19 protein-coding genes and 1 tRNA gene are annotated in these 22,630 nt (G+C 41.0%); 12 read left to right on the forward strand and 8 right to left on the reverse strand.

The features are described 5' to 3' along the window. Positions 1-113 precede the first annotated feature (113 nt). Both WKV44_07685 and WKV44_07690 read left to right on the forward strand, forming a co-directional pair. Positions 114-1,937: an endo-1,4-beta-xylanase gene (locus WKV44_07685; GenBank protein MEM5948424.1), complete on the forward strand. Its 1,824-nt coding sequence runs from the start codon at positions 114-116 to the stop codon at positions 1,935-1,937. Between the two features lie 81 nt (positions 1,938-2,018). After that, on the forward strand, positions 2,019-2,594 hold the full coding sequence (locus WKV44_07690; protein ID MEM5948425.1) for an MBL fold metallo-hydrolase: 576 nt from the start codon (positions 2,019-2,021) through the stop codon (positions 2,592-2,594). 95 nt (positions 2,595-2,689) lie between these two features. On the opposite strand, the gene WKV44_07695 is transcribed toward WKV44_07690, so the two are convergent. Together WKV44_07695 and WKV44_07700 are read right to left on the reverse strand one after the other, a co-directional pair. Beyond that, positions 2,690-3,664, reverse strand: coding sequence for a dihydroorotate dehydrogenase-like protein (locus WKV44_07695; protein MEM5948426.1), 975 nt, complete (start codon positions 3,662-3,664; stop codon positions 2,690-2,692). Positions 3,665-3,946: 282 nt separating this feature from the next. Next, entirely contained in the window at positions 3,947-4,429 is a 483-nt protein-coding gene (locus WKV44_07700; GenBank protein ID MEM5948427.1) for a hypothetical protein, read from the reverse strand. Positions 4,430-4,546: 117 nt separating this feature from the next. Between WKV44_07700 and WKV44_07705 the strand changes: the two genes are divergently transcribed. From WKV44_07705 to WKV44_07725, 5 genes are all read left to right on the forward strand, one after another. Continuing rightward, positions 4,547-6,940, forward strand: coding sequence for a chemotaxis protein CheA (locus WKV44_07705; GenBank protein MEM5948428.1), 2,394 nt, complete (start codon positions 4,547-4,549; stop codon positions 6,938-6,940). A gap of 11 nt (positions 6,941-6,951) precedes the next feature. Continuing rightward, complete coding sequence (locus WKV44_07710) at positions 6,952-8,355, forward strand: CheR family methyltransferase (protein MEM5948429.1); 1,404 nt, start codon at positions 6,952-6,954, stop codon at positions 8,353-8,355. Between the two features lie 3 nt (positions 8,356-8,358). Continuing rightward, positions 8,359-8,823 (forward strand): chemotaxis protein CheX, encoded by a 465-nt coding sequence (locus WKV44_07715; protein MEM5948430.1) that lies wholly within the window; start codon positions 8,359-8,361, stop codon positions 8,821-8,823. Between the two features lie 3 nt (positions 8,824-8,826). Then, positions 8,827-9,264, forward strand: a complete 438-nt coding sequence (locus tag WKV44_07720) for a response regulator (protein ID MEM5948431.1) — start codon at positions 8,827-8,829, stop codon at positions 9,262-9,264. Positions 9,265-9,266: 2 nt separating this feature from the next. Continuing rightward, positions 9,267-9,340 (forward strand) — tRNA-Val (locus tag WKV44_07725). A 106-nt stretch (positions 9,341-9,446) separates the two neighbouring features. On the opposite strand, the gene ilvN is transcribed toward WKV44_07725, so the two are convergent. Together ilvN and ilvB are read right to left on the reverse strand one after the other, a co-directional pair. Then, entirely contained in the window at positions 9,447-9,959 is a 513-nt protein-coding gene (gene ilvN / locus WKV44_07730; protein ID MEM5948432.1) for an acetolactate synthase small subunit, read from the reverse strand. Between the two features lies 1 nt (position 9,960). Continuing rightward, a complete protein-coding gene (gene ilvB, locus WKV44_07735; protein ID MEM5948433.1) occupies positions 9,961-11,676 on the reverse strand; it encodes a biosynthetic-type acetolactate synthase large subunit in 1,716 nt (571 codons plus the stop codon). A 57-nt stretch (positions 11,677-11,733) separates the two neighbouring features. Here ilvB and WKV44_07740 point away from each other — a divergent pair, with 57 nt between their 5' ends. Together WKV44_07740 and WKV44_07745 are read left to right on the forward strand one after the other, a co-directional pair. Continuing rightward, positions 11,734-13,029 carry a DUF401 family protein gene (locus WKV44_07740; protein ID MEM5948434.1) on the forward strand — a complete coding sequence of 432 codons (1,296 nt, stop codon included), beginning with the start codon at positions 11,734-11,736 and terminating at the stop codon, positions 13,027-13,029. 205 nt (positions 13,030-13,234) lie between these two features. After that, on the forward strand, positions 13,235-14,521 hold the full coding sequence (locus tag WKV44_07745; protein MEM5948435.1) for an NAD(P)/FAD-dependent oxidoreductase: 1,287 nt from the start codon (positions 13,235-13,237) through the stop codon (positions 14,519-14,521). 74 nt (positions 14,522-14,595) lie between these two features. On the opposite strand, the gene WKV44_07750 is transcribed toward WKV44_07745, so the two are convergent. The 4 genes from WKV44_07750 to queD all read right to left on the reverse strand — a co-directional run bounded on the left by WKV44_07750 (position 14,596) and on the right by queD (position 17,411). After that, positions 14,596-15,129, reverse strand: coding sequence for a hypothetical protein (locus WKV44_07750; GenBank protein ID MEM5948436.1), 534 nt, complete (start codon positions 15,127-15,129; stop codon positions 14,596-14,598). Continuing rightward, positions 15,093-15,251, reverse strand: a complete 159-nt coding sequence (locus WKV44_07755; GenBank protein MEM5948437.1) for a hypothetical protein — start codon at positions 15,249-15,251, stop codon at positions 15,093-15,095. The genes WKV44_07750 and WKV44_07755 overlap by 37 nt, the downstream gene beginning before the upstream one ends. Positions 15,252-15,379: 128 nt before the next feature. Further along, positions 15,380-17,071, reverse strand: a complete 1,692-nt coding sequence (locus WKV44_07760; GenBank protein ID MEM5948438.1) for a DNA adenine methylase — start codon at positions 17,069-17,071, stop codon at positions 15,380-15,382. Continuing rightward, the gene (gene queD / locus WKV44_07765; GenBank protein MEM5948439.1) at positions 17,028-17,411 is read right to left on the reverse strand and encodes a 6-carboxytetrahydropterin synthase QueD; all 384 of its coding nucleotides are present in this window, start codon (positions 17,409-17,411) and stop codon (positions 17,028-17,030) included. The genes WKV44_07760 and queD overlap by 44 nt, the downstream gene beginning before the upstream one ends. Before the next feature lie 36 nt (positions 17,412-17,447). On the opposite strand from queD, the gene WKV44_07770 reads away from it, so the two are divergent. The 3 genes from WKV44_07770 (at position 17,448) to WKV44_07780 (ending at position 22,596) form a co-directional block, all read left to right on the forward strand. After that, positions 17,448-18,950, forward strand: coding sequence for a UDP-N-acetylmuramoyl-L-alanyl-D-glutamate--2,6-diaminopimelate ligase (locus tag WKV44_07770; protein MEM5948440.1), 1,503 nt, complete (start codon positions 17,448-17,450; stop codon positions 18,948-18,950). A 202-nt stretch (positions 18,951-19,152) separates the two neighbouring features. Then, positions 19,153-20,229 carry a D-alanine--D-alanine ligase family protein gene (locus WKV44_07775; protein ID MEM5948441.1) on the forward strand — a complete coding sequence of 359 codons (1,077 nt, stop codon included), beginning with the start codon at positions 19,153-19,155 and terminating at the stop codon, positions 20,227-20,229. A gap of 135 nt (positions 20,230-20,364) precedes the next feature. Continuing rightward, on the forward strand, positions 20,365-22,596 hold the full coding sequence (locus WKV44_07780) for a GGDEF domain-containing protein (protein MEM5948442.1): 2,232 nt from the start codon (positions 20,365-20,367) through the stop codon (positions 22,594-22,596). Positions 22,597-22,630: the final 34 nt, after the last annotated feature.

Here is a 22,630-nt window from a genome sequence, read left to right on the forward strand (position 1 = left end):
ACTTTTGGTTTATTGACGGCAGTGAAAAACGACCTTACCATACATAAACATCTTATTAAACAGTCTTAAAAAAGACTATTAATTAAGATGAAAAAAACACGACGGAGGTAAGGATGAAAACCTTAACAAAAGCATTGCTCGCCGCAATGATGCTCGGACTCTTTGTTGTTTCCTGTCAACTTGGTATAACAACAGAAGACAGCTACACTATGCCGGAGCGTGCGGCAAGCATGCAAACAAAATTTCTTGGCAACATTTTCTACGGAGCAGAAGAACCTCTTGCCTATTCCAGTTATTGGAACCAAGTAAGTCCAGAAAATGCAGGCAAATGGGGATCTGTAGAACCAAACCGCGACAACATGGATTTTGGCACCTTGGACTACATCTACAACTATGCAAAACAAAATAACATGCCCTTTAAGCTTCATGTACTGGTGTGGGGTACGCAGCAGCCCTCGTGGCTTAATGGCCTTAGTAAAACAGAACAGCTCAGCGAGATAGAAGAATGGTATTCTGCCATTGCAGCACGTTACTCCAATATAGACATGATAGACGTAGTAAACGAGCCATTGCACGCACCACCTTCCTATAAAGATGCATTAGGAGGCAACGGAACTACGGGCTGGGACTGGGTTATAAAAGCCTTTGAAATGGCAAGACAATACTTTCCAACAAGCAAACTCCTTATAAACGAATATGGAATCATAGCAGACCCCTATGCAACGCAGAACTATCTCACGATAATCAACCTGCTCAAAGAAAGAGGACTTATAGATGGAATAGGCATACAGTGTCATGCCTTTAACATGGACTCTGTAAGCACAAATACAATGAACCAGGTTCTGGACATGCTCTCTGCAACAGGCCTTCCTATATATGTGTCTGAGCTGGATATGACAGGAGATGACCAGAAACAGCTGGCTCTCTACAAAGAAAAATTTCCCGTGTTGTGGGAACACTCTGGGGTAAAAGGTATTACCTTATGGGGATATGTAGAAGGCCACATGTGGCAGACACAGGGATATCTTCTTAGAGCAGATGGTACTCAGAGACCTGCTCTGTCATGGATGATGCAGTATGTAGGAAACAGTTCAACTCCAACAGCAACCCCAACAGCAACCCCAACAGCAACCCCAACAGCAACCCCAACAGCAACCCCAACAGCAACCCCAACCCCAGGAACTGTTCACTTAGAAGCAGAAAATAATAATGCTAATTTCTATAATTTAACTAGTACAACAGCAAATGGGGTAACATATATAAATAACATCAGTTATTCACATTGGTTAAGATTTGATAATGTATCATTTAATGGCGAATCATCATTAACTTTTAGATATGCTTATGGCAATAATGGTGGTTATATGAAGGTTAGAATTGATTCAAATGATGATTCTGCTAATATAGCAACAATTGATTCGCTAGCAAGTACAGGTGGTTGGTCAACATTTACTACTCAAACAGTACCCATTAATGCAATAACAGGAACACATACAGTTTATTTATACTTCCATAATTCAAGTCAAAATATTTACTTAGACTGGATAGAATTTAATGGTGGAAGTTCTACTCCAACTCCTACTCCAACAGCAACTCCAACAGCAACTCCAACAGCAACTCCAACAGCAACTCCAACAGCAACTCCAACAGCAACTCCAACAGCAACTCCAACTCCAAGCACGCCGGGAAACTATATCTCAATAAATCTTCCTTTTACATATAACGGAGCAGGTGAGTTCTACTGGAAAACAGATGGCTTTTCCACACAAACAAATTGGAACAGATTTGTAAACTCATGGAATCTGGATATTCTTGAGATAAATGGCACTGATTACACCAATGATTGGGTAGCTCAGCACAGTATACCCCCCTCCGGTGGTTACTGGTATATACACTACAAATCTTCTGTGGGTTGGGGACATCTTGAGATAAACTGATTGTTGCAGAAAAATCATAAAATAAACTATTATGATAAGTACAAGGGAGGGCAAACAAGCTCTCCCTTTTTAGGCAATAATATGGAAATAACACATATAAGAATCAAGCATACAAAATATTATCTCATAGAGACAGAATGCAGTATACTTGGTTTTGATGTAGCATGGCCGGGAATGCTGCATGATTATCTGAGAGAAATAAAAAGAGCAGGCAAGGACATAAAGAAGCTTAAAGCCTTTGTAGTATCCCATTTTCACATAGACCATGCAGGGATAGCTGGAGAACTTACTGAATATGGTATAAAAATAGGAATTCTTAATACTCAGCAGCACGCAATATCTATACTTGAGGCCTTTAGCATCAGGAAAGGCCTGCCCTACACAAAAATTAATCCAGAAATGTTGGACATCTTTACAGAGAAAGAATCTTCCGATTGGCTTGAGCAGTATGGCATAAGCGGCAGAATATACTCCACACCTGTTCACAGCTCTGACAGCATAAGCCTTGTACTTGATACGGGAAATTGCCTAGTGGGAGATATGCCTCTTCCATGTCAGATGATGAGAAAAGAAGATGGCATAGAATATTGGGATATGCTTCTTGAAAAAGGAATAAACACAATACTGCCAGCACATGCAAGGGAATACAGATTATAAGCATAAAAAAAGACGGGCAAATGCCCGCACCTTTTGAGAATAAAACAAGGAAGCATCAACTATTTATCTTGTACAATCTGCCTGCTCCGTATCTATCATATTCCTTTTAAAGACATTATGTATTGTAGCCTGCTAAGCTTTTCCTCTTGTTTGTCGTCGCCTTTGAGAAGAGACCCCTGCATATGATCTATAGAATCAAACCCCTGTTTATCCATAATGTCAGAAAGCTCATCAAGAACAGTTGCTATATGAGGTATCCCGTGTCTTATCAAAGCAGAAACCATCTGAAACACATCTGCACCTGCCAGAATTGCCTTGGCCGCATCACGGCCTGTATGAATACCACATGAAGCCGCAATATCAAATCTTCTTCTGGGAGCCTCTATTGCAATCCATCTCAAAGTAGGTGCAAGCTCATCCTGCGTACTAGAACTCTTACCTGAGATAATCTTTCTTTTTTCCACATCCACATCTACTCTGTAAAAGCGGTTGAACATAACAACAGCATTTGCTCCCAGAGCCTCTATCTCTGCTATAAGATGCCCCACGGAAGTAAAGTACGGGCCAATCTTTACTGCAATAGGCATTTTTACTGCTTCTCTTGCAGTACGCACTATATCAAGAACCCTATTTTCTATCTCCTCGGAAGTCTGGCTGTCGTAAACAGGAAAAACAGAAACATTGAGCTCAAGCGCATCCGCACCTGCCTTTTCTATCTTCTGTGCTGTATCCGTCCACCAATCAGCAGAATGACAGTTAATACTTGCAATCACGGGAATACTAACTGTGTCCTTGGCCTTTTTTATAAGCTCAAGATAAGAAGAAACAGCCTGCTGTGTACCCATAGAAGCAAGATAATCCGCAGCCTCCGTATGCATATAAGCAGAATAATCCTGCATAGCCTCTATGCCGCCCTCAATTTCTTCCTGAAAAAGCGAGCGGAGAACAACAGCTCCAGCTCCATAGTTCTGACAGGACTTTAATTTTTTTTCATCCGAGGTCAGAGGTGATGCTCCTACTATAAGAGGGGTTTTGAGGTCAAGCCCCATATATTTTGTTTTAAGATTCATAGCAACTCCTTTCCGTAATAAAAACAATCTGAATTTACTTATATAGTTTTAATCCTATTTCTTATTTTTTACAATGTGTTATCCTATAAGATGTATCTTGTGATACCGAACGCAGGTGACACATCCGCGTCCCCTGCTGCCTACGGCATATCTTGCAACAGCTCTTGAATCTTGCAAGATTGTGTTGCAGGCAGCAGAGACTGTGCATTTTATATTCTATGCAAAGCACAGTCTCTGCGTTCGGTATTTATTATTTCTTATATTTTTAGCTGGTAGATTAACTTAGTATAATTTTACTATTTTTTCTAATTTCTGTATGCTGCTTTCTGCAGTTTTATGGTGAATAAATATTCCACCTTCTTTTTCCCACGATTCTCTGAGTTCTTCCCTGTCATCTATCAGAATCGGTATATGGTCTTGTGGGGTTTTTTGTTTTGCTGTTTTTGCTTTATCTTTTGAAAAGCAGGTCAAAACAGGTATATTTTCTCCCAGATTTTTTCTGCACCAAGCCAGCTTTTGAGGTTTTGCCCAACTGCCTAGTGGGAGGCCTGTTAGTATAACTGGATTGTGATGCTTCACATATTCCCAGAGCTTTTTCCCATCCCTTGTCCACTCAAGATTAGCATAGAAGTTCTGCGTTTTTGCAAGCTGCGACCACATGCTTCTTTTGTTTTGTTCTGTCGGGAGAAAGCCTGTTATGTCTTTTACTCCATTTTCAAAATCGACCAATACACCATCTAAGTCTATAAAAAGCATATACTTCATTGTAATAATATATTAATTTTTATATACTATGACAATTATTGCATTTTTTTGTTTTGAGTCCCATGGAAAAAATATTTACTTGACTTGATTGTATGTTTGTATAAGAATTAGATTAGCATGAGTGATTATCTTGACCCCAATAACGAAGAACTTCTCAAAGATTTCTTTGCAGAAGCCTACCAGCAGGTGGATACCATAGAGCAAAACCTTCTGGTATTGGAGAACGATCCTTCCAACCGCGATGCCATAGATGAGATTTTCAGAGCAGCTCATACGCTCAAAGGCGGAGCTGCAACAGTGCAGATGGATGAGCTTGCGGAGTTTACACATGTTGTTGAGGATGTGCTGGATGATGTGCGCAGTGGAAAAGTGGAGATAAACAGCGAGAGGGTGGATCTGCTTCTTTCTGCTCTTGATATTATAAAATCCATGTTATCTTCCAGAGAACAGGGGGATGTTTATTCCGAGGATATTTCTTCTGTTGTAGATGCCCTTAAAGCTATGAAGGGAGAGCCTGCAGAAGAAAAACAAGAAGGGAAAAAGAAGAAAAAAGAGGATAAGAAAAATACTGAGGATAAGGAAGAACAAGTAACAGGTCTTGCTGTCACAGAGGAAGAACTTAGAGAACTCCTTGATGCAGTGCCAAGGAGCAATAATCTTTATAAAGTGGACATATCCTTTGACCCCGATAATGTGATGAACTCGGTAGGAGGAATCCAGGGCTTTGCCATGCTTAAGGCTCTTGGCTCTGTGCTTAAGACGGAGCCGGAGTTTGAGAAACTCTATGAAGATGAGTTCTTTCCTGTAGTTACTTATTATGTTTCTTCTCCTCTTTCTGTAGAAGAGTTTAAGGGCAAAGCTGTTTTACCAAGCGACGTTGCTCTCAGTATCGATGTTGTCAAAGTAAGTGCGGATGCGTTAAAGGCTTCTTCCAGTAAGGAAAAACAGACCTCCGATACTTCAAATAAAGAAAAAACAGAATCTGCAGAAAAAGAAGTTTATTCAAAGACAGAGCAAGAGCCGGAAGAAAAAGAAACAGAAGAGACCATAGAAAGTATCAATAATCAGATAGCAAAAACCGTAGAAAGAAAACAGACTCCTACCAAGAAGTCTGCAGCTGTTGAATCTATTCTCAGAGTTGACAGTCGCAGAATAGATGCCTTACTTAATCTAGTTAGCGAATCTGTTATCAACAAAGCCACGTTTAACCAGATTTCGGTTCAGTTTTCAGAATCTTTTACGCAGTTTCAAACACTTCAGTCTCTTATGACAGATAAGCTTAGAACTTTTATAGATGATGTTATAGAGATTTCCCGCTCTCCTGATGTTATCAGTATGTCGGATAAGCAGCTTAAGAGAATGCTGTCGGAAAAATATGCCGAGCTGTTTACCATGTTTGATCCCGTGGAATCTGAGTTTAAGGATATTCTTTCTAAGTACAGAGAGACCACGCAGCAACTTAATCGTATAACGGGAGAGATGCAGGAAGCTGTAATGCGTATAAGGATGGTCCCTATTTCTCAGATTTTTTCCCGTTTCCCCAGGCTTGTAAGAGATCTATCACGTTCTCTTGAGAAAAATATCAATCTTATAATAGAGGGACAGGATACAGAGCTTGATAAATCTGTTATAGAAGATCTCCTTGATCCACTTATCCATTGTGTAAGAAACTCCGTTGATCATGGTATAGAAACTCCTACTGAGAGAAAGAAAATAGGTAAATCGCCCGAGGGAACCATTGTTCTCCGAGCAAAGAACGAAGGTAACCTCATTGTGATAGAGATAATCGATGATGGAAAAGGCATAGATGTAGATGCTGTAAGAAAACGGGCTATTGACAGAGGACTTATCCATCCCAACAAGGTTCTATCTCAGGTTGAGGCTTTTAACCTTATCTTTGAGCCTGGTTTTTCTACAGCAAAAAAGGTTACAAATGTATCTGGAAGAGGTGTGGGACTCGATGTTGTAAAGAAACAGATAGAAAAGCTCAACGGCTCCATATCTGTATGGTCGGAGAAAGGGGCAGGTACTCATTTTACAATCAAACTGCCGCTTACTCTTGCGATTATTCAGGGACTTATGGTAGAAGTTGGGAAAGAAAGGTATGCTATTCCTGTTACTTCTGTCATAGACTGCCATAGAATAAAACCCGATGAAATACGCTTTATAGATGGTTATGAAGTCTTTGATGTGAGAGATGACGTTGTATCCTTACTCAGACTTAACAGGTTGTTTAAGATAGATACTGATGAGCAGAGGGATTATCTGTTTGTTGTTATTGTCGGTAACGAGGATAAAAAAATGGGCATAATCGTGGACTCCATAATCGGAGAAGAGGATGTTGTCATAAAACCGTTGAAAGACCATTTTGTAAATTCTCCGGGTATTGCAGGTGCAAATATAACAGGAGAAGGAACAGTATCTCTTATCATAGATGTTCCTCAGCTTCTGGAGCTTGGACTTAAGAGGGAAAGAGAAGCAAGAAAGAAGAGAGAAACAAGCATAATCTAGGAGGATTTTTGATGAAGGATCTGCATCTTATGCAGGATATCGATAATGAGCTTATTCTTACTCCGTCAGAAGCAGAGGAATACGAGGATGAGCGTGAGATAGAGATAGCCGATTTTAGGATGGTAACTTTTTCACTTGGCGGAAGGGATTATGGAATTGATATCCTTAAGATAAAAGAGATAGCAAAATTTTCCAATTATACCTATGTTCCCAATTGTCCTTCATTTGTTAAAGGGGTTTATAATCTCAGAGGAGAGATCATATCCGTTATTGACCTAAGAATCCTTTTTAATCTTCCTTATGAAAAATCCAATGGAGTGGAAAACGGGCTTATAATTTATCTTCCTGATTCTATTGTTGGTGTTGTTGTAGATAAAATCGACAAGGTTGTTGCTATTCCTTCCAGAATAATACAGCCTCCACATCCTCTTTTTGGTGATATCAATGTCAAGTTTATAAGTGGTGTTGTAGAACACGAAGGACGGCTTTATATAATCCTTGATATAGAAAAGGTTCTTGGCAAGGAAGAGTCTGCCGAAGAATTGGATACAGAAGCTATCTCCGATGCTTATGCTTCTGCTATGCAGGCTACAAAGACTGGTATTTCTACTCCTTCTTATGATAAGGAAGAAGAATCTCATGCTGAGCCTTCTGATTCTGACTTTGATTTTATAGCAGAGGGACTTGCCTCACTTGCCTCTTTCTATGTCAGTCCCATAAATGTTTCTTGGATTGAAAAAAGAATACAGGAATGGAAAAAAGAAAAGGGAGATGATGTCAAAAAACTGCAACTTGTAAAAGCAGAAGATGCGGAAGAATTCCTTAAGGGTTTTATGTCTGCTTTTACAGGAAAATTTTGGGAAAAAGGATATATGGACAGGATTGTAAATCTTCTCCCTACAGAAATAGAATCCACGGCTTTTAAGGTATGGGATGTAGGTTGCGGAAAGGGATATGAGGCTTATTCTTTGGCTGCTGCTTTGAGACAAAAATACCAGGGAAAGCTTATAAAGATATGGGCTCAAGATGTGGATTTGCTGAGCGTATCAATGGCTCCCAATCTTTCTGTACAGGCAGAAGAGCTCCCGGCTTGGCTTGGGAATTCTGTGGTAGAGGGGAAAAATGGTTTTGCTTTTAAGCAGGAGATAAGGGATTCTATTGTTTTTGAGTATCATGATGTGAGGAATACAAACCCTTTTAATTCTATAGATTTGATTGTTGCGAGAGATGTTCTTTCTCTGCTTCCTGTATCTATTCAGGAAGAGGTCTTGGAAGATTTTTTTGATAAGCTTAAACCCAAAGGTATGCTTTTGGTCGGGGATAATGAGTCTCTTGACTCTTATTCCGGATGGAAGAGGGTTGCTTCTTCTATTCCTTTATATATAAAACAAACAACTGTTGTAGAAGAGGAGTAATTTATGCGTGTTGAATACATCAATCCTTTTGTAGAATCGGCTTATACGGTGCTAAAAGAGGTTTTAAATACCAATGTAAATAGGGGAGAGCTCTTTTTAAAGTCTACTTCTATGCCTGTTCTTGGTGTTGCTGCTGTTGTAGGGCTTGCTGGTGATGTGGAAGGACGTGTTCTTTTTGATATGTCCAAAGAGACTGCTCTTAAGGTTGCTTCTACGATGAATGGTGAAGAGCTTACTACTATGGATGAGCTTGTTAAGGCTACTATAACTGAGCTTGCCAATATGATTACTGCTCAAGCTGTTACCAAGCTTCATGATCTTGGCTTTCGTTTTGACCTTACTCCTCCTGCTATTTTTACGGGAGATAATATGGAGGTTACGGACCCAGAGGTGGAGGCGCTTATAGTTCCAATGGAGGTAGAGCAGGGTAAGGTGGAGATAAATGTAGCAATAAGAGAGCGGAGGTGATTTATGAAGACCAAGGCTGATTTTCCAAATATCAACGAGCGTAAACCTGAGGGTGTTGATGAGAATGGTAAGCCTTATAGGGTTCTTGTTGTTGATGACTCCATGTTTGTAACCAAACAGATCAGTCAAATTCTTACTTCTGAGGGTTTTGAGGTTGTTGCAACAGCAGGAGATGGTGAAGAGGCTATTGAGAAATACAAAGAGCTGTATCCCAATGTGGACCTTGTTACCATGGATATCACTATGCCCAAAATGGATGGTGTTACTGCTCTTGAGAAGATTATAGAGTTTGATAAAGATGCAAAAATTGTTATGATTAGTGCGCTTGGAAAGCAAGATCTTGTAAAAAAGTCCTTGCTTATTGGCGCAAAAAATTATATAGTAAAGCCGCTCGATAGAAAAAAGGTGCTCGAGCGAGTTGTTATGGCTGTTAAACGGTAGCCGGGCGGTTAGCTCAGTTGGTTAGAGCACTTGCTTGACATGCAAGGGGTCGGTGGTTCAAATCCACTACCGCCCAGTTGCAAGGGAGTCCCAAGTTGAGGGGCTCTTTTTTTTATTGTTATGTATGTATATAAAAAAGGGGAGCAGCTAGGCGCTGCTCCCCGTTCGATTTTATCAATTAGTTATGGTGTGAATTCTGTGTCTTTTGCCATGAGGACTTTTCCTGTCCGCATGGTTTCCAGAATACCATAGGGTTTGAATACTTCCAGGCTGGAGTCTATTTTTTCTGAGTCGCCTATTATCTGCATGACTATTTTATCATCCGACATATGGAGTATCTCTGCAGAAAATGCTTCTGCTGTCTGTAGAATTTCTTGTCTGTTTTCCTTGGTTGCCTTTATCTTTATCAATACCAATTCTCTCTGCAGAATGGATTCTCCCGTGCGATCTGTAGCATGTACTACATCTACAAGTTTGTTGAGCTGTTTTATTATCTGTGAGAGTCCTTTTTTTTCTCCTGTTGCTACTATGTTCATAACGGAGAAGTTTGGGTCTATTGCGGACTCCGATACAACTAGACTATCTATGTTATATCCGCGGCGTGAGAATACAAGAGCAATTCTTATAAGTACTCCGGGTTTGTTAGCCACATACAGGCTTATTGCATGTTTTTCTGTTGTGTTATTTTCTGTCATATCAGGTACTCCCTACTGGTTTTTTTAGACGTTTTTTGGGCGGGCTCAGTATCATTTCGCTGAGTGCTGCACCTGCTGGTATCATTGGAAATACGTTTTCTTCTTTTTCTACTTGTGCATCTATTACACATGGGCCGTCGTTATACTCCAGTGCACTCTTGAGTACTCTTTTGATATCTCCACTTCTTTTTAGACGGAAGGCTTTGCATCCGTAGCTTTGTGCCAGTTTTACAAAGTCAGGATTGCCTTCCAGGTCTACTCCTGACAGTCTGTTATCGTAAAAAAGATGTTGCCATTGGCGTACCATGCCCAGATATTTGTTGTTGATTATTATGACTTTTATAGGCAGTTTGTTTACTGCGGCTGTGGCAAGCTCTGCCAGTGTCATCTGAAATCCACCGTCTCCTACTATTGCAACAACAGTGTCGTTGGGCCTTGCAAATTGTGCTCCTATGGCTGCAGGAAGTCCATAACCCATTGTTCCAGCCCCACCGGAAGAAAGCCAGTTTCTGGGACTGTCAACTTTATAAAACTGTGCTGCCCACATCTGATGCTGACCCACGTCTGTTGCTACTATGGCCTTGCCTTCTGTAAGTTTGTAGAGCTCTTCTATGACGTGTTGTGCCTTTAATTTGCCTTCTTTTTTATATTTGAGAGGGTATTGTCTTTTCCATCTGTTTATCTGCCTCAGCCATGTTGACGTATCCCCTTTATTGGCAAGTCCTGCAAGCGCTTCTACAACGTGCTTGGCATCTCCGACTATCCCAACGTCAACTTGTATTATCTTGTTTATTTCAGATGGGTCTATGTCTATATGGATTTTCTTTGCATCTACACAGAATTTTGATACATCTCCTGTTATTCTGTCATCCCATCTTGAGCCTATAGATACGATAAGGTCGCAGTTATCTACGGCCATATTGGCGTATGCTGTACCGTGCATGCCCAGCATCCCAAGACTTAGCTCATGCGTTTCCGGGAATGCTCCTTTTCCCAATAGTGTAGTGGTTACCGGTATCTGGAGTTTTTCTGCAAGGAATTTTACGGCTTTTTCTGCTCCTGATATGATGGCTCCCTGACCTACCAGAAGAACAGGTCTGCTTGCTTTTTCTATGAGCCTGGCAGCTTCTTCTATTTTATCAAGGTCGCCTTCTCCTGGTACGGAGTAGCCTGCAAGGTGCAGCTCTTCGTTATAATTGGGCTCAATAGAAGAGCTTGATACATCCTTGGGGACATCTATTACCACGGGACCAGGTCTTCCTGTTGTCGCAAGATGAAAAGCTTCTTTTACGATTCTTGGAATATCATTGGGATTTTTTATAAGATAAGAATGTTTTACTACCGGATAGGTAATTCCCGATACATCCGCTTCCTGAAATGCATCCAGTCCTAGATTACCTCTCGTCTGTTGTCCGCTTATCACTATCACGGGAACAGAATCCATCTGTGCTGTAAGTATGCCTGTGACAGTATTGGTTGCTCCCGGGCCTGATGTAACTAGAGCAACGGAAGGTTTGCCACTTGCTCTGGCATATCCGTCTGCCATGTGTGTTGCACCCTGCTCATGCCTTGCAAGTATAAATTTTATTGAAGAATCCACAAGTGCATCATACAATGGTATTGCCGCACCACCCGGAATACCAAAGATGTGTTCTACACCGTGTTGCTGAATGAGGTCTATAATAACCTCAGCGCCTGTTTTTTGTTGTGTCACCATACTCTTGTCCTTTTTTCTGGTGTTGTTTAAACTAAATAATATATATCAAAAATCAATGTGTCAACAAAAAAGAGGTCTATTTTGGAAAATTTTTATCAATTTTATGCGCCTATTTTTTTATTGCTCTCTTTTTTGGCAATTATATTTATATATTTGTTACTAAAAAATATTACAGTTTCTATTTTTGCTGGTATTGTTTTATTGATTTTTATGTTTAGAATAAGTCCTATCGGTTTTTTGTTCTTTTATATTCCGGAAAAGTTGGTTTCCCTAGAAAGTCTTTTTTTCTTTTCTGCTGTTTTTAGTGTTATGTTTTTATCTTATCTGTTAAGAGATGCTGGTATAGCGGAGTCTCTTGTTTCTCTTGTAAGAAAAAGTTTCCCGGGGCTGGCTAGTTTTATAATACTTCCTGCAAGCATAGGTTTATTCCCCATGCCTGGAGGTGCACTTTTTTCTGCTCCTATGGTAGAAAAAGCTGATGCAGCAAGCAGTATAAGCCCCGGAAGGAAAGCTGCAATCAACTACTGGTTTAGGCACATATGGGAGTTTTGGTTTCCTTTATACCCCGGAGTATTGCTTGCGGCAAACCTCTCCGGCATGTCTATATGGGATTTTGGCAGGCAGAATATCGTCTTTACCTTTATATCTGTTTTTGCTGGTTCTTTATTTCTTCTTCTGCCAGTAAGAAAGAGCATAAAACCAGCTGTTTCTTCCATGCTGAAGGAAACAAATAAGCTCAAGCTCCCCTTCTTGGAAATAATCATAATAATCACAACATACAGCACAGGATATCTTATTTCTCCGCCTTTTCCCGGCAGGGGCTATGCCTTTTTACTTCTGGGAACTATTGTGTCGGCACTTATTCTAATAATTCGCAGCAAAATAAGATTCTCCAATATAAAAAGCATACTCAAGTTTAAAAAGCTCTGGAGCTTTATGCTTATTGTCTTACTCATAAAGATATATGGATTTGTCCTTGCTGTGCCCACAAGAGAAGGCAGCATTATGCAGCTAATCTCTGAGCAGTTCCTTGCGACTGGTATTTCTCCTTATCTTCTCATAATAATTCTACCTTTGATTTCCGGACTTGTTATGGGTATCGCTGTTGGCTTTGTTGGTATAAGCTTTCCTCTTGTTTTGGGCATAATAGCCAGTCTCCCCGGTGATAGAATAGATGCATACATAATGCTTGCTTATATAAGTGGTTATATAGGCATGATGCTCTCTCCTCTGCACATCTGTTTTATAGTGAGTAGCGAATACTTTTCTAGCAGCCTCATAAAAAACCTGCGTTATCTGATAGGCCCTGCAGCTGTCATACTGATATCTGCAATCGCATTTGCAATGGTATAATTTTAAACCGAACGCGCAAGGATGCGTCAGCATCCTTGCGCTGCCTCCGGCATAAGAAGGGCTTGCCCCTACTAAGTGTTTTTTTTGCTGCAGGCAGGAGTCCTCGCGACCCTTTTTTATTTTTTGCCATACAGGTCGCGGGGACGCCGTTCGGTGTAATCTTTTTCCTATGGCTTTTATTTCTTTTATAGGCTAGTATTGTGGTATGGATGGAACATACGATGTTGTTATTATAGGCAGCGGGCCTGCTGGGCTGGGGGCTGCTTTTTTTCTGTCTGACAAAAGACCGGCTCTTAGGATTCTTATTCTTGAGGCGGATAAGTTTTCTTCTGGCGGGCTCAGGAATGACTGTAAGATGAACTTTACTTATCCCATAGGTTTTCCGGAAGAGTTGTGGGATCGTGAGCTTGCAGAGGAGTATCTTGCTCTTGTGGAGTCCCATCTCAAGCCGGAGATAAAGACCATAAGCAATGTAGATGTGTACAAAAAGCGTGCGGAGAAGCTTGGTGTTTCTTTGCTTACGGTTAGGCAGTCTCATCTGGGTACTGATGGAGGGCTTGAGCTTATTAAGCGTCTTGTATCTGAGCTTTCTGCCAGAGGTGTTGATGTGTTTACAGAATGTGAGGTTACGGATATTGCTGCTGATGAAAAGAAGGTTGTTGTAGCAGATGGCAGGTCTTTTTATTATTCCTCTCTACTGGTAGCTCCTGGTCGCAAGGGGTTTAGGTTTTTGCAGAATATAATGGATAATATAGGGGTTAAGTATGTCGATAATGTTGTGGATATAGGGCTTAGACTGGAGCTTAGAGAGGAGCATTATCCCATTGTTGCGGATTATTATGATCCCAAGTTTCTCTTTCCTGAGAAGGTGCGGACATTTTGCACCAATTCCCAGCGGGCGTATGTTGTCAAGGAGAAGTATAAGGCACGGGATGGCTCTGATTTTTTTAGCGTTAACGGTCATGCATATACTAAGGTTGCGCGGGAAAACGGGCTTGTCAATTTTGCCATGCTTAGGACTGTAAACCTCACGGAGCCTCTTGCGAGTGGGCAGCTTTTTGCAGAGATGCTGGGACAGCAGGCAATGCTGCTTGGGGGAGGTAAGCCTATTATGCAGCGCGTGGGTGATTTTAGGCTGGGAAAGCGTTCCCGCGCTGAGTCATTTTCCGGCGATTTGTATGACTTTGAACCTACATTGGCTGGTTGTACACCCGGAGATATAAGCCTTGCCATGCCTGCAAAGATTTTGCGCAGCATATGGAAGGCTCTCAAAATGCTAGACACAATATGCCCTGGAGTTTTGCATCCAGGTACAATCATGTACTATCCAGAGATTAAACTATATGCCAATAGACCTGTCTTTAAGAACGAATATTTTTGCGTAAAAGACTCCGTATTCTTTGCAGGTGACGGTGCAGGTACAAGTCGTGGTATAACAGCTGCTTGGGCAAGCGGTATAAGAGCCGCACGCGGAATTCTGGAAACACTGTAATACCCTTTATACCGAACGCATAAACCGGCGAGAAACGCCGGTTTATGCTGCCTCCTTGTGGCAGAAAATGCTAATCAATTGTGGTCAACAGCATTTTTGATCGCCTCTTTTTCCTCTGCCGTTGCCATGACGCCCTCTACTCTGATTTCGTTCACAAGATTGCCGGCACTGTCGTATTCTTCCTCATCGTATGTCAGTGTGCCAGCTGTTACCTGGTAGGTGATTTTGTATTTGTATGTCTGATCCTGTGTTACAAGTTCAAGCTCGCTTTCCGATATGTTTTCCACATTTAGGCTTTTTTCTACCTCTCTGTATACTCCAAAGGATGTATAACCATTTTGTACTAGGGAGAGTGGATCTGCGCTGCCAAAAAGACTTTCTGTTCCTTCATCGGTGCCGTTTAGCTGGAAGTAATAATCAAAACTATCTTTGTCAATTTTAACAAAGATGTTATACCATAGTTCTTCTGCCGTTCCGTCTCCATCCGCATCATACTCGTAAAACCCGTTATTATTGCTGTCAGAAGCTCCTGGTACTGTTGAAAATATATCTACTGGGTATGTAAATGTTTCTATGTTGTATGATTGTCTATAGTTGTGAGTTTCCATGTGCCTTCTATCGGGTAAGACATGCTTTCTGTTGTGCTGGATTCTGCTTGGGTACATGATACCGCTATAGTTGTAATTATAGGGATTAGCAAGATGCAGAGGAGATGATTTGTCTTTTTCATGACAAACCTCCGCATTCATTTGATTAAGTAATTATAGCACGTTTTTTTATTTTGTCCGGTTTGTACGGGTTCTACTATGTTGTTTTTTTGGCGATAAGCTTGTGTTTATCGGATTATAAACAGGCAGCCTAGCCTTTAAAGCGTTTTTCTGCTGTTATTTTTATTTCTTTGAGCATTATGCTGAGCTTTGAAAATTTATCCGGTTTTGTTTTTATGAGGTTTTCTATGTGTTTTACCGCATTTTTAAACTGTGTTTTATATTTTTTAAATGCAAATTTCTTAAGCAGCCAGGCTGCTCTTCTTGTGTATTTTGTTATCTCTGTCTTTTTTGTTTCCTTTTTTAAGATATCTATAATATGGTACAGCTCCTCTTCTCTGTCCTGACATATGCATATCTGGAGGTTGCTCTTTATTGTTTTAAGCTGCTTTATACTGAGGCAAGATAAGTCATCCGGTTCTTCCAAAAACAGGTGGAAGGACTTTGTTCTTATTGGTGGTAATGAGGGGTGCAATGTCACCTTATCCTCCTGTGTGTCAAAAAATCGTCCGATAAGCTGAGGGTTGTAACCTGCGGATAGCAGTTCTCTTATTTCCCGCATCAGTATATATTTCTCTATTGCATCAGGTGTGCTTATGCTTTTTCTGCCTTTTCTCAATACGCAGATGTACTCTGTTGTATGTGTTTTGCGGTTTATGCTTTGTTTTCCTCCTCTGTATTTCACATAAGGTGTGAGATGTATTTCTGTTTTTCCGTGTCTTCCTAGTATGTCCAGCATCTTTTTGTAGTGGATTATGCCGTCCGTATTGTAACTTATGAGGATGGTTCTTGCTTCTGTTTTTTCTATAAGTCTTTCCATAGCTTCTTCTGCTTTTTTTCTGGAGCAGTAGTCAGAGCGAGTTTCTTTCCAGTCTTCTCTTATGCCAGCTCTTACTTTGAGAGTTCCGTCTTCTTTTTTTTCTTCCGGTACTTCTGGTTTGTCCCATTTTGCTATTGTGTTGAGCATAAAATAATTGCTGCCGTACTGGTGGATAGTATACGGCGGGTCTATGTAGCATATGTCCGCGCTTATTTTTTCTGCTAGTTTCTCTGCATCCTGGCAGTATGTATATGCGGGGTAGGGGCTGTCTGCCAATACGGGATAGGGAAGTTTTATGGGAGCCAAAATTCTGCTGAGAGCATCTTTACCATGTCCTCCAAACCCCTTGTGAAAAGCCTTAAACACACCGGAGGTGTTTGCATGTTTTGCCGCTTGATAGTTGAGCAGTGATATCAACAGACTCTTTTCTTTTTTTTGTTCTTCCGACAGAGTCCAGCCCGGATACCATTCTTCTATTATTTCTCTTGCTGTATCAATAAACCTTGCATTGCGGGGTGTGTAGAACATCCTTTCTGTTCTGTAATCTGCCTCCATGCTTGCAGGTGCATAGTGCCTGCTGATATAAGGTTCTGCGGGTGTTTTTTTTTCTGCTATGTGGTTTATGGTATCTATAGCATTCTTTACACCGCCTTTTTCTGCAAAAAGATAAGGAAGCTCTCTTGTATTTATCTCAAGATATGCTTTGTTGGCAAGATATGAGTAGAACTCCCAGTCATTGGCATGCACTACAAAGCCCATCTTTTTTGCAAGCCTTGAGACTGCACCGGTTCCTGCAAAAAAATCTATAAAGCTGTGTGCATCTGTTTCTCTGGCATAATGGGATATTATCTTTGCCAGGAATGGAAGCAGTGAGCGTTTGTTGCCTATGTATGCTATAAGCTGGGTATTAAGGTAAGGCTCATTCTTTATCCCCGTCAGGAAGGTAGATGGCAAGGTTTTCATCGGTTTCAAAGACCTCCACCTTCCATATCGGAGTGTCGGGAATTTTCATTACCATTTGATTGTAAATATATGTTGCAATGAGCTCTGCGCTTGGATTGCCTTTAAAAAACTCGATGTCATTGAGATTTTTGTGGTCAAGCTCTTCTGTTACTTCTCGCAGGGCTTTCTTGAGTATACCAAAGTCAAGGAGCATTCCGCCCTCGTCAAGCTTGTCTCCCTGTGCGTATATTCTCACTTTATAGTTATGCCCGTGCAAGTTCTCGCACTTGCCGTGATAATTGCTCAAAAAATGTGCAGCTGCAAAACTTGCCTCTGCTCTTACCCGGTATATTGCGCTCATCTTGTATCCTTTTTAAAGTATTGATAGCATATATCCATGCATAAACTATTATCATCTTTGATTGATGTTCTCAATCCGCTTGAGACACATAATACTGGTTCTGTTGTAATAAGAGGTATAGCTTATGACTCCCGTGATGTAAAGGAAGGCTATGCCTTTTTTGCTCTGCCAGGGACACATACGGATGGCAAGCGTTTTATAGGTGCTGCAGTTGATGCTGGTGCTTCTCTTATTGTTTACCAGGGAGGGTTGGATAATATTCCAGAAGGAATAGCTTGGATAAAGGTTGCTGATGCAAGACGGGCAATGTCTGCGTTTTCTGCGGCGTTTTATGACAGGCCTTCTGAGAAGCTCAGAATAATAGGTGTTACCGGTACAGACGGGAAAAGTAGTACTTCTTACTATATATGGCAGCTCCTGCGCAGTCTTGGATATAAGTGTGGGATTATAACAACAGTGCTCTACTCCACGGGAGGTGATGCGGTGCCCAATCCTCTGCGTCAATCCTCACCGGAGGCGCCTTTTGTGCATGCTGCTCTTTATGATATGCTTCTGGAAGGTTGTGAGATAGCAGTTGTTGAATCTACTTCTCATGGTCTTTCTCCAAGAACCGCAAGACTTGCTGATGTTGCCTTTGATGCAGGGGTCTTTACCAATATCACCCATGAGCATCTTGAGTTTCACGGTAGCTTTGAAAACTATCTTTCTGATAAGGCAGAACTCTTTAGACGGCTTCCTGATTATGGTGCTGCGATAATCAACCTGGATGATAAGCAGTCTGCATATCTTGCAGAGCAGACAAAAGCGCGCAGGTTGTACTACTCTGCCTCAGGTAATAATAAGGCAGATCTTTGGGCAAAGGATATACATGGCAGTCTTGAGGGTACAGAGCTTGAGCTGCTTACAAACTCTCTAAGCAAAAAAATACGGCTTCCTCTGATTGGGGAGTTTAATGCTGATAATGTCATGGCAGCTGTTCTTGCGTGTAAGGAGATTACAGGTAAATCTATTGATACAATCATAGAGAAAAGTATGGAGCTTAAGTCGCTTGATGGCCGCATGCAGGCGATAAGATGTGGACAACCCTTTGGCGTAATTGTTGATTATGCTCATACTCCTGGAGCTTTTGAGCGCCTGTTTCCTTTTGTAAAGCGTTTTACGCACGGCAGAATCATTACTGTCTTTGGTTCTGCAGGTGAGAGGGATACAGAAAAGCGTCCCTGGCAGGGAAGTATTGCGGACCGTTATGCGGACATCATCATCTTGACTGATGAGGACCCTAGACTGGAAGACCGTATGGGCATACTGCGCGACATAGCGGAGGGCTGTACCAAGAAAAGCGAGGGTAAAGACCTGTTTCTAATCCCGGATAGAAAGAAGGCTATTGAGCATGCCTTTGGAATTGCGAAAAAGGGCGACCTTGTTCTTCTTCTTGGTAAGGGGCATGAGAAATCTATAGTAATGGCTGACGGGACTATTCCCTGGCACGAGGCAAAGGTCGCAGAAGAAATCCTGGCTTCTATGGGGTATAAGATATAAGCCCAACGTCAAAGCCTATGCCTCTCAGGGCAATCCAGGTAGAAAGACACGGCTTTGCCTGCCTGTGGCAAATACCTGACAAGCAGACAGGATAAATGCCTTTATTTTCTTCCGCCCGGAGGCAGCAGGGGACGCAGCTGCGTCCCCTGCGTTCGGTATAAAAAAGATTGACAAGCCTTTCTTTAGCTCATAGAATACGCCCATGAAACAAAATATTGCAATAATATACGGCGGACGTTCTGGAGAGCATGAGGTTTCCTGCGTATCCGCTGCATCAGTACTTGCCCATCTGGATAGAGAAAAATACGAACCTGTTCTTATAGGTGTTACTTATGATCTTGTATGGTATCTGCAGCAAGAGCCTGAGAGAAAAACAGAAAAGCTTCCGATAGTGGAAAGAGAGGAAAATATGGTATCTGTTGTCCCTGGAAGAGGGCTATATGTTGGAAGCAGAGCCTTAGATGTGTATTGTGCCTTTCCCCTGATACATGGGACGTATGGAGAGGATGGAACGTTGCAGGGGCTTCTGGAACATTCTGGGATACCATATGTTGGGACCAGCGTCCTTTGCAGTGCGATAGGTATGGATAAGGACAGGGCAAAGGCTGTGTGGATACAATCGGGACTTCCTGTGCTTCCATATCTGGTAATAAGAAAACAGGATTTGCCGCTTAAGCAGGAAAAGCATATAGAGATAGAGAGGCTGCTAAGCTATCCTCTCTTTGTAAAACCGGCAAGGGGTGGTTCGTCCGTGGGTATATCTAGAGCAGACAATAGACAGGAATTGGAGCAAGCTTGTTTGGAGGCTGTCAAGTATGATGATAAGCTTGTGATAGAGCAGGGGCTTAGTGGACGGGAGATAGAATGTGCGGTCTTGGGGCTGCATGATGAGATAACAGTATTTCCTGCGGGAGAAGTAGCAAGTACGCATACCTTTTATGATTATCAGTCCAAGTATCATGACCCGGATAGCGTAACTATCAGGATACCGGCAGCTTTGTCAGAAGAACAACACTGTCTTATCCAACAGCTTGCAAAGAAGGCATACCGGGCAATAGAGGGAGACGGGTTTGCTAGAGTGGATTTCTTCTTTGACGAGACGACCGGTGCTTTTTATATAAACGAAATCAACACACTTCCGGGATTTACCTCAGGAAGCATGTACGCAATGATGGCAGAAAAAGGTGGTATGGACTACAAAGACCTCATAAGCCATCTTGTAGAACTTGCCATAAAACGCCATACAGAAAAGCAAAATCTTTGTTATAAGTACCAATAGAATAACCGAACGGCAGGACTGCGCCCTTTAAGATGAATGGGAGAGAACGGCGCAGCCCTGCCTGCCTTTGGCAAATAAGAAGTGCAAGTATATGTACTTTTTGAAAAAAATTAGTTGTAGACATATAATATAGTAGTGAAAAAAAGGTTAACAATAGCTGTTTTTATACCTCAACTGCACTATTATTATCAAAATCATATATGGAGAAATGCCTGTAAGGCTGCAGAAAAAAAAGATGTAAACTTGCTTTTCTTTATAACCAATGAAATAAAGCCCAACTATTCCTATGCGTATATGTATAATTCGCTTTTCCCTTTGGTAAATAGCCCCAACATAGATGGAATCTTACTGGGGGCAAGTATGGGTACCTTTATCTCGGAAGAAGATTTATCCGAATTTATCAAAAGTATATCGGGAAAACCCATTGCGACATTTTCCTTCTCTTATGAGCCATATCCTGCTGCCCTGGTAGACGGAAAAGCTGGTATACGTCAGGCAGTAGAACATCTTATTTATGAACACAATGTAAGAGAAATAGCCTTTGTTTGTGGCCCAGATACCAATCCTGAAGCAAGAGAAAGATATCAGGCATATTGGGAAACTATAGAAAAAGCAGGACTTAAACCAAGAAAAGAGCTTGTGTTGCAGGGAACATTTCTTAGACAAAGTGGATATCAAGCATCAGTAGAACTCTTAGAAAGAAGAAAATTAAAACCCGAGGCTATAATTTGTGCTAATGATGAGATGGCATTTGGTGTTATGGACTTTTTATACGAAAAGGATATAAAAGTACCGGAAGATATAAAAATAATTGGCTTTGATAATCTGGAGGAGAGCAGATATGTTTATCCATCACTGAGTACAGTAGCTCAGCCATTTGAAGCATTGATGGATGCTGCTCTTGACAAACTTGTCAATTTTATCAGAGGAGAAGAACAGGAGAGAGTTTCTGTATTCCCAACGCGTTTTATTCCCAGAGAATCTTGTGGATGCGGAGAAGATAAAGAACTAGAAAGATATATAGGTGATTCCAACTGGATAACGGGAGATGAGATATCTATTATAAAACCGCTCTCAAGTCATTCTCCAGAAGAACTGTATGCTTATAAAAAAGAATTAAAAGAAGCATTAATAGCAGCAAAACAAAAAGAAAATGCCGGCAAATATATGACTGATTTTTTGACAGAGTATATGAAGTTCTTATTTTCCAGAGAAATAAACCCTTTGCCTTTTCTAGTTGCAACATTTTCTGTTTTAAATGATATGCTAAGAAATTCCTTATTATCCACTAAGGAATATGATTTTTTCTTATTTATTGTCCGCTTTGTTTTTAGCGATTTTTATAGGAAATTGTCCAATAAAAATAATCTTATGATACGCACAGAGAGAGTCAGTCTTGGTTTCTTTGTACACGATATAGCAGCTTCACTTGATTTTTCGGAGCTTCGCTCTGTTTTGGCAAAGGGGCTTATTGAGTTTTCCATATCTGATTGTTTTATTGCCCTTTACAATGGACCCGTGCAATGGGATGGCAATTTAAAATGGACTTTGCCTGACACAGCTACTGTAATATTCGATTATCATAGAGGACAGATTGTTGCTCAAGATAGATTGATTAATAGAGAAGAATATATTCCCTCACATTTTTTTGATAATGTACGATCTTCAGGGGCTATTTTCCCCATAGTATATCGTGACCAGTGCTTTGGCTATATTGTTTTTTCTCCGCTTCCCCGGGATGAAATACTTCTTGATTCTATTCATAAAAACATTTCTTCCGCTATAAAAGCTTGTTTGCTCATAAAAGAAGTCAATGAGGGAAAAGAAAGGATAATAGAAGCCAATAAAAAACTTGAAGAACTATCCATAACAGACGAGCAGACAGGAGTATACAACAGGAGAGGTTTTTTTTCTGTATCTGATCATCTTATTGCTTCTGCAAAAAGAAGAAAAAAACAAGTGGTAGTATTTTTCTTTGACCTTAACTGGCTTAAAGATATAAACGATACATTTGGTCACGCAGAGGGGGACTATGCGATAAGGATAGTATCCGATACGCTTAAGAAAACATTTAGAGCTACAGACATAATTGGCCGTTTTGGAGGCGACGAGTTTGTTGTCCTTTCTGTTGATTGTGAGGTATTCGAAGCCTCTGCAATAGCAAAAAGAGTTGACAGTAAGCTGGAAGAGTTTAACAGAAACTCAGGAAAACCATACATATTATCTGTCTCATATGGTACGGCAAGCATGCTTGTCAATAAAGCCTTTGACCTTGAGGAACTTATCGATAAAGCAGACATGGAGCTATATGCTTACAAAAAAGCTTTTAAAGAAAAATACCAATCATGTCTAAAGAGTGCTTATTAGCCTTGTTGTAACGCATGATATTGGGACTAAGTGG

Source organism: Spirochaetia bacterium 38H-sp (genome assembly GCA_039023545.1).
Lineage (GTDB): Bacteria > Spirochaetota > Spirochaetia > Winmispirales > Winmispiraceae > Rarispira > Rarispira pelagica.

What these genes read in the sequence shown, in the direction of transcription:
- WKV44_07690 (MEM5948425.1), top strand. Translation starts at nt 2,019, where the DNA reads ATGGAAATAACACATATAAGAATCAAGCATACAAAATATTATCTCATA.
- WKV44_07750 (MEM5948436.1), bottom strand. Translation starts at nt 15,129, where the DNA reads ATGGAAACTCACAACTATAGACAATCATACAACATAGAAACATTTACA.
- WKV44_07685 (MEM5948424.1), top strand. Translation starts at nt 114, where the DNA reads ATGAAAACCTTAACAAAAGCATTGCTCGCCGCAATGATGCTCGGACTC.
- ilvN (MEM5948432.1), bottom strand. Translation starts at nt 9,959, where the DNA reads ATGACAGAAAATAACACAACAGAAAAACATGCAATAAGCCTGTATGTG.
- ilvB (MEM5948433.1), bottom strand. Translation starts at nt 11,676, where the DNA reads ATGGTGACACAACAAAAAACAGGCGCTGAGGTTATTATAGACCTCATT.
- WKV44_07745 (MEM5948435.1), top strand. Translation starts at nt 13,235, where the DNA reads ATGGATGGAACATACGATGTTGTTATTATAGGCAGCGGGCCTGCTGGG.
- WKV44_07755 (MEM5948437.1), bottom strand. Translation starts at nt 15,251, where the DNA reads ATGAAAAAGACAAATCATCTCCTCTGCATCTTGCTAATCCCTATAATT.
- WKV44_07775 (MEM5948441.1), top strand. Translation starts at nt 19,153, where the DNA reads ATGAAACAAAATATTGCAATAATATACGGCGGACGTTCTGGAGAGCAT.
- WKV44_07710 (MEM5948429.1), top strand. Translation starts at nt 6,952, where the DNA reads ATGAAGGATCTGCATCTTATGCAGGATATCGATAATGAGCTTATTCTT.
- WKV44_07720 (MEM5948431.1), top strand. Translation starts at nt 8,827, where the DNA reads ATGAAGACCAAGGCTGATTTTCCAAATATCAACGAGCGTAAACCTGAG.
- WKV44_07700 (MEM5948427.1), bottom strand. Translation starts at nt 4,429, where the DNA reads ATGAAGTATATGCTTTTTATAGACTTAGATGGTGTATTGGTCGATTTT.
- WKV44_07695 (MEM5948426.1), bottom strand. Translation starts at nt 3,664, where the DNA reads ATGAATCTTAAAACAAAATATATGGGGCTTGACCTCAAAACCCCTCTT.
- WKV44_07770 (MEM5948440.1), top strand. Translation starts at nt 17,448, where the DNA reads ATGCATAAACTATTATCATCTTTGATTGATGTTCTCAATCCGCTTGAG.
- queD (MEM5948439.1), bottom strand. Translation starts at nt 17,411, where the DNA reads ATGAGCGCAATATACCGGGTAAGAGCAGAGGCAAGTTTTGCAGCTGCA.
- WKV44_07705 (MEM5948428.1), top strand. Translation starts at nt 4,547, where the DNA reads ATGAGTGATTATCTTGACCCCAATAACGAAGAACTTCTCAAAGATTTC.
- WKV44_07760 (MEM5948438.1), bottom strand. Translation starts at nt 17,071, where the DNA reads ATGAAAACCTTGCCATCTACCTTCCTGACGGGGATAAAGAATGAGCCT.
- WKV44_07715 (MEM5948430.1), top strand. Translation starts at nt 8,359, where the DNA reads ATGCGTGTTGAATACATCAATCCTTTTGTAGAATCGGCTTATACGGTG.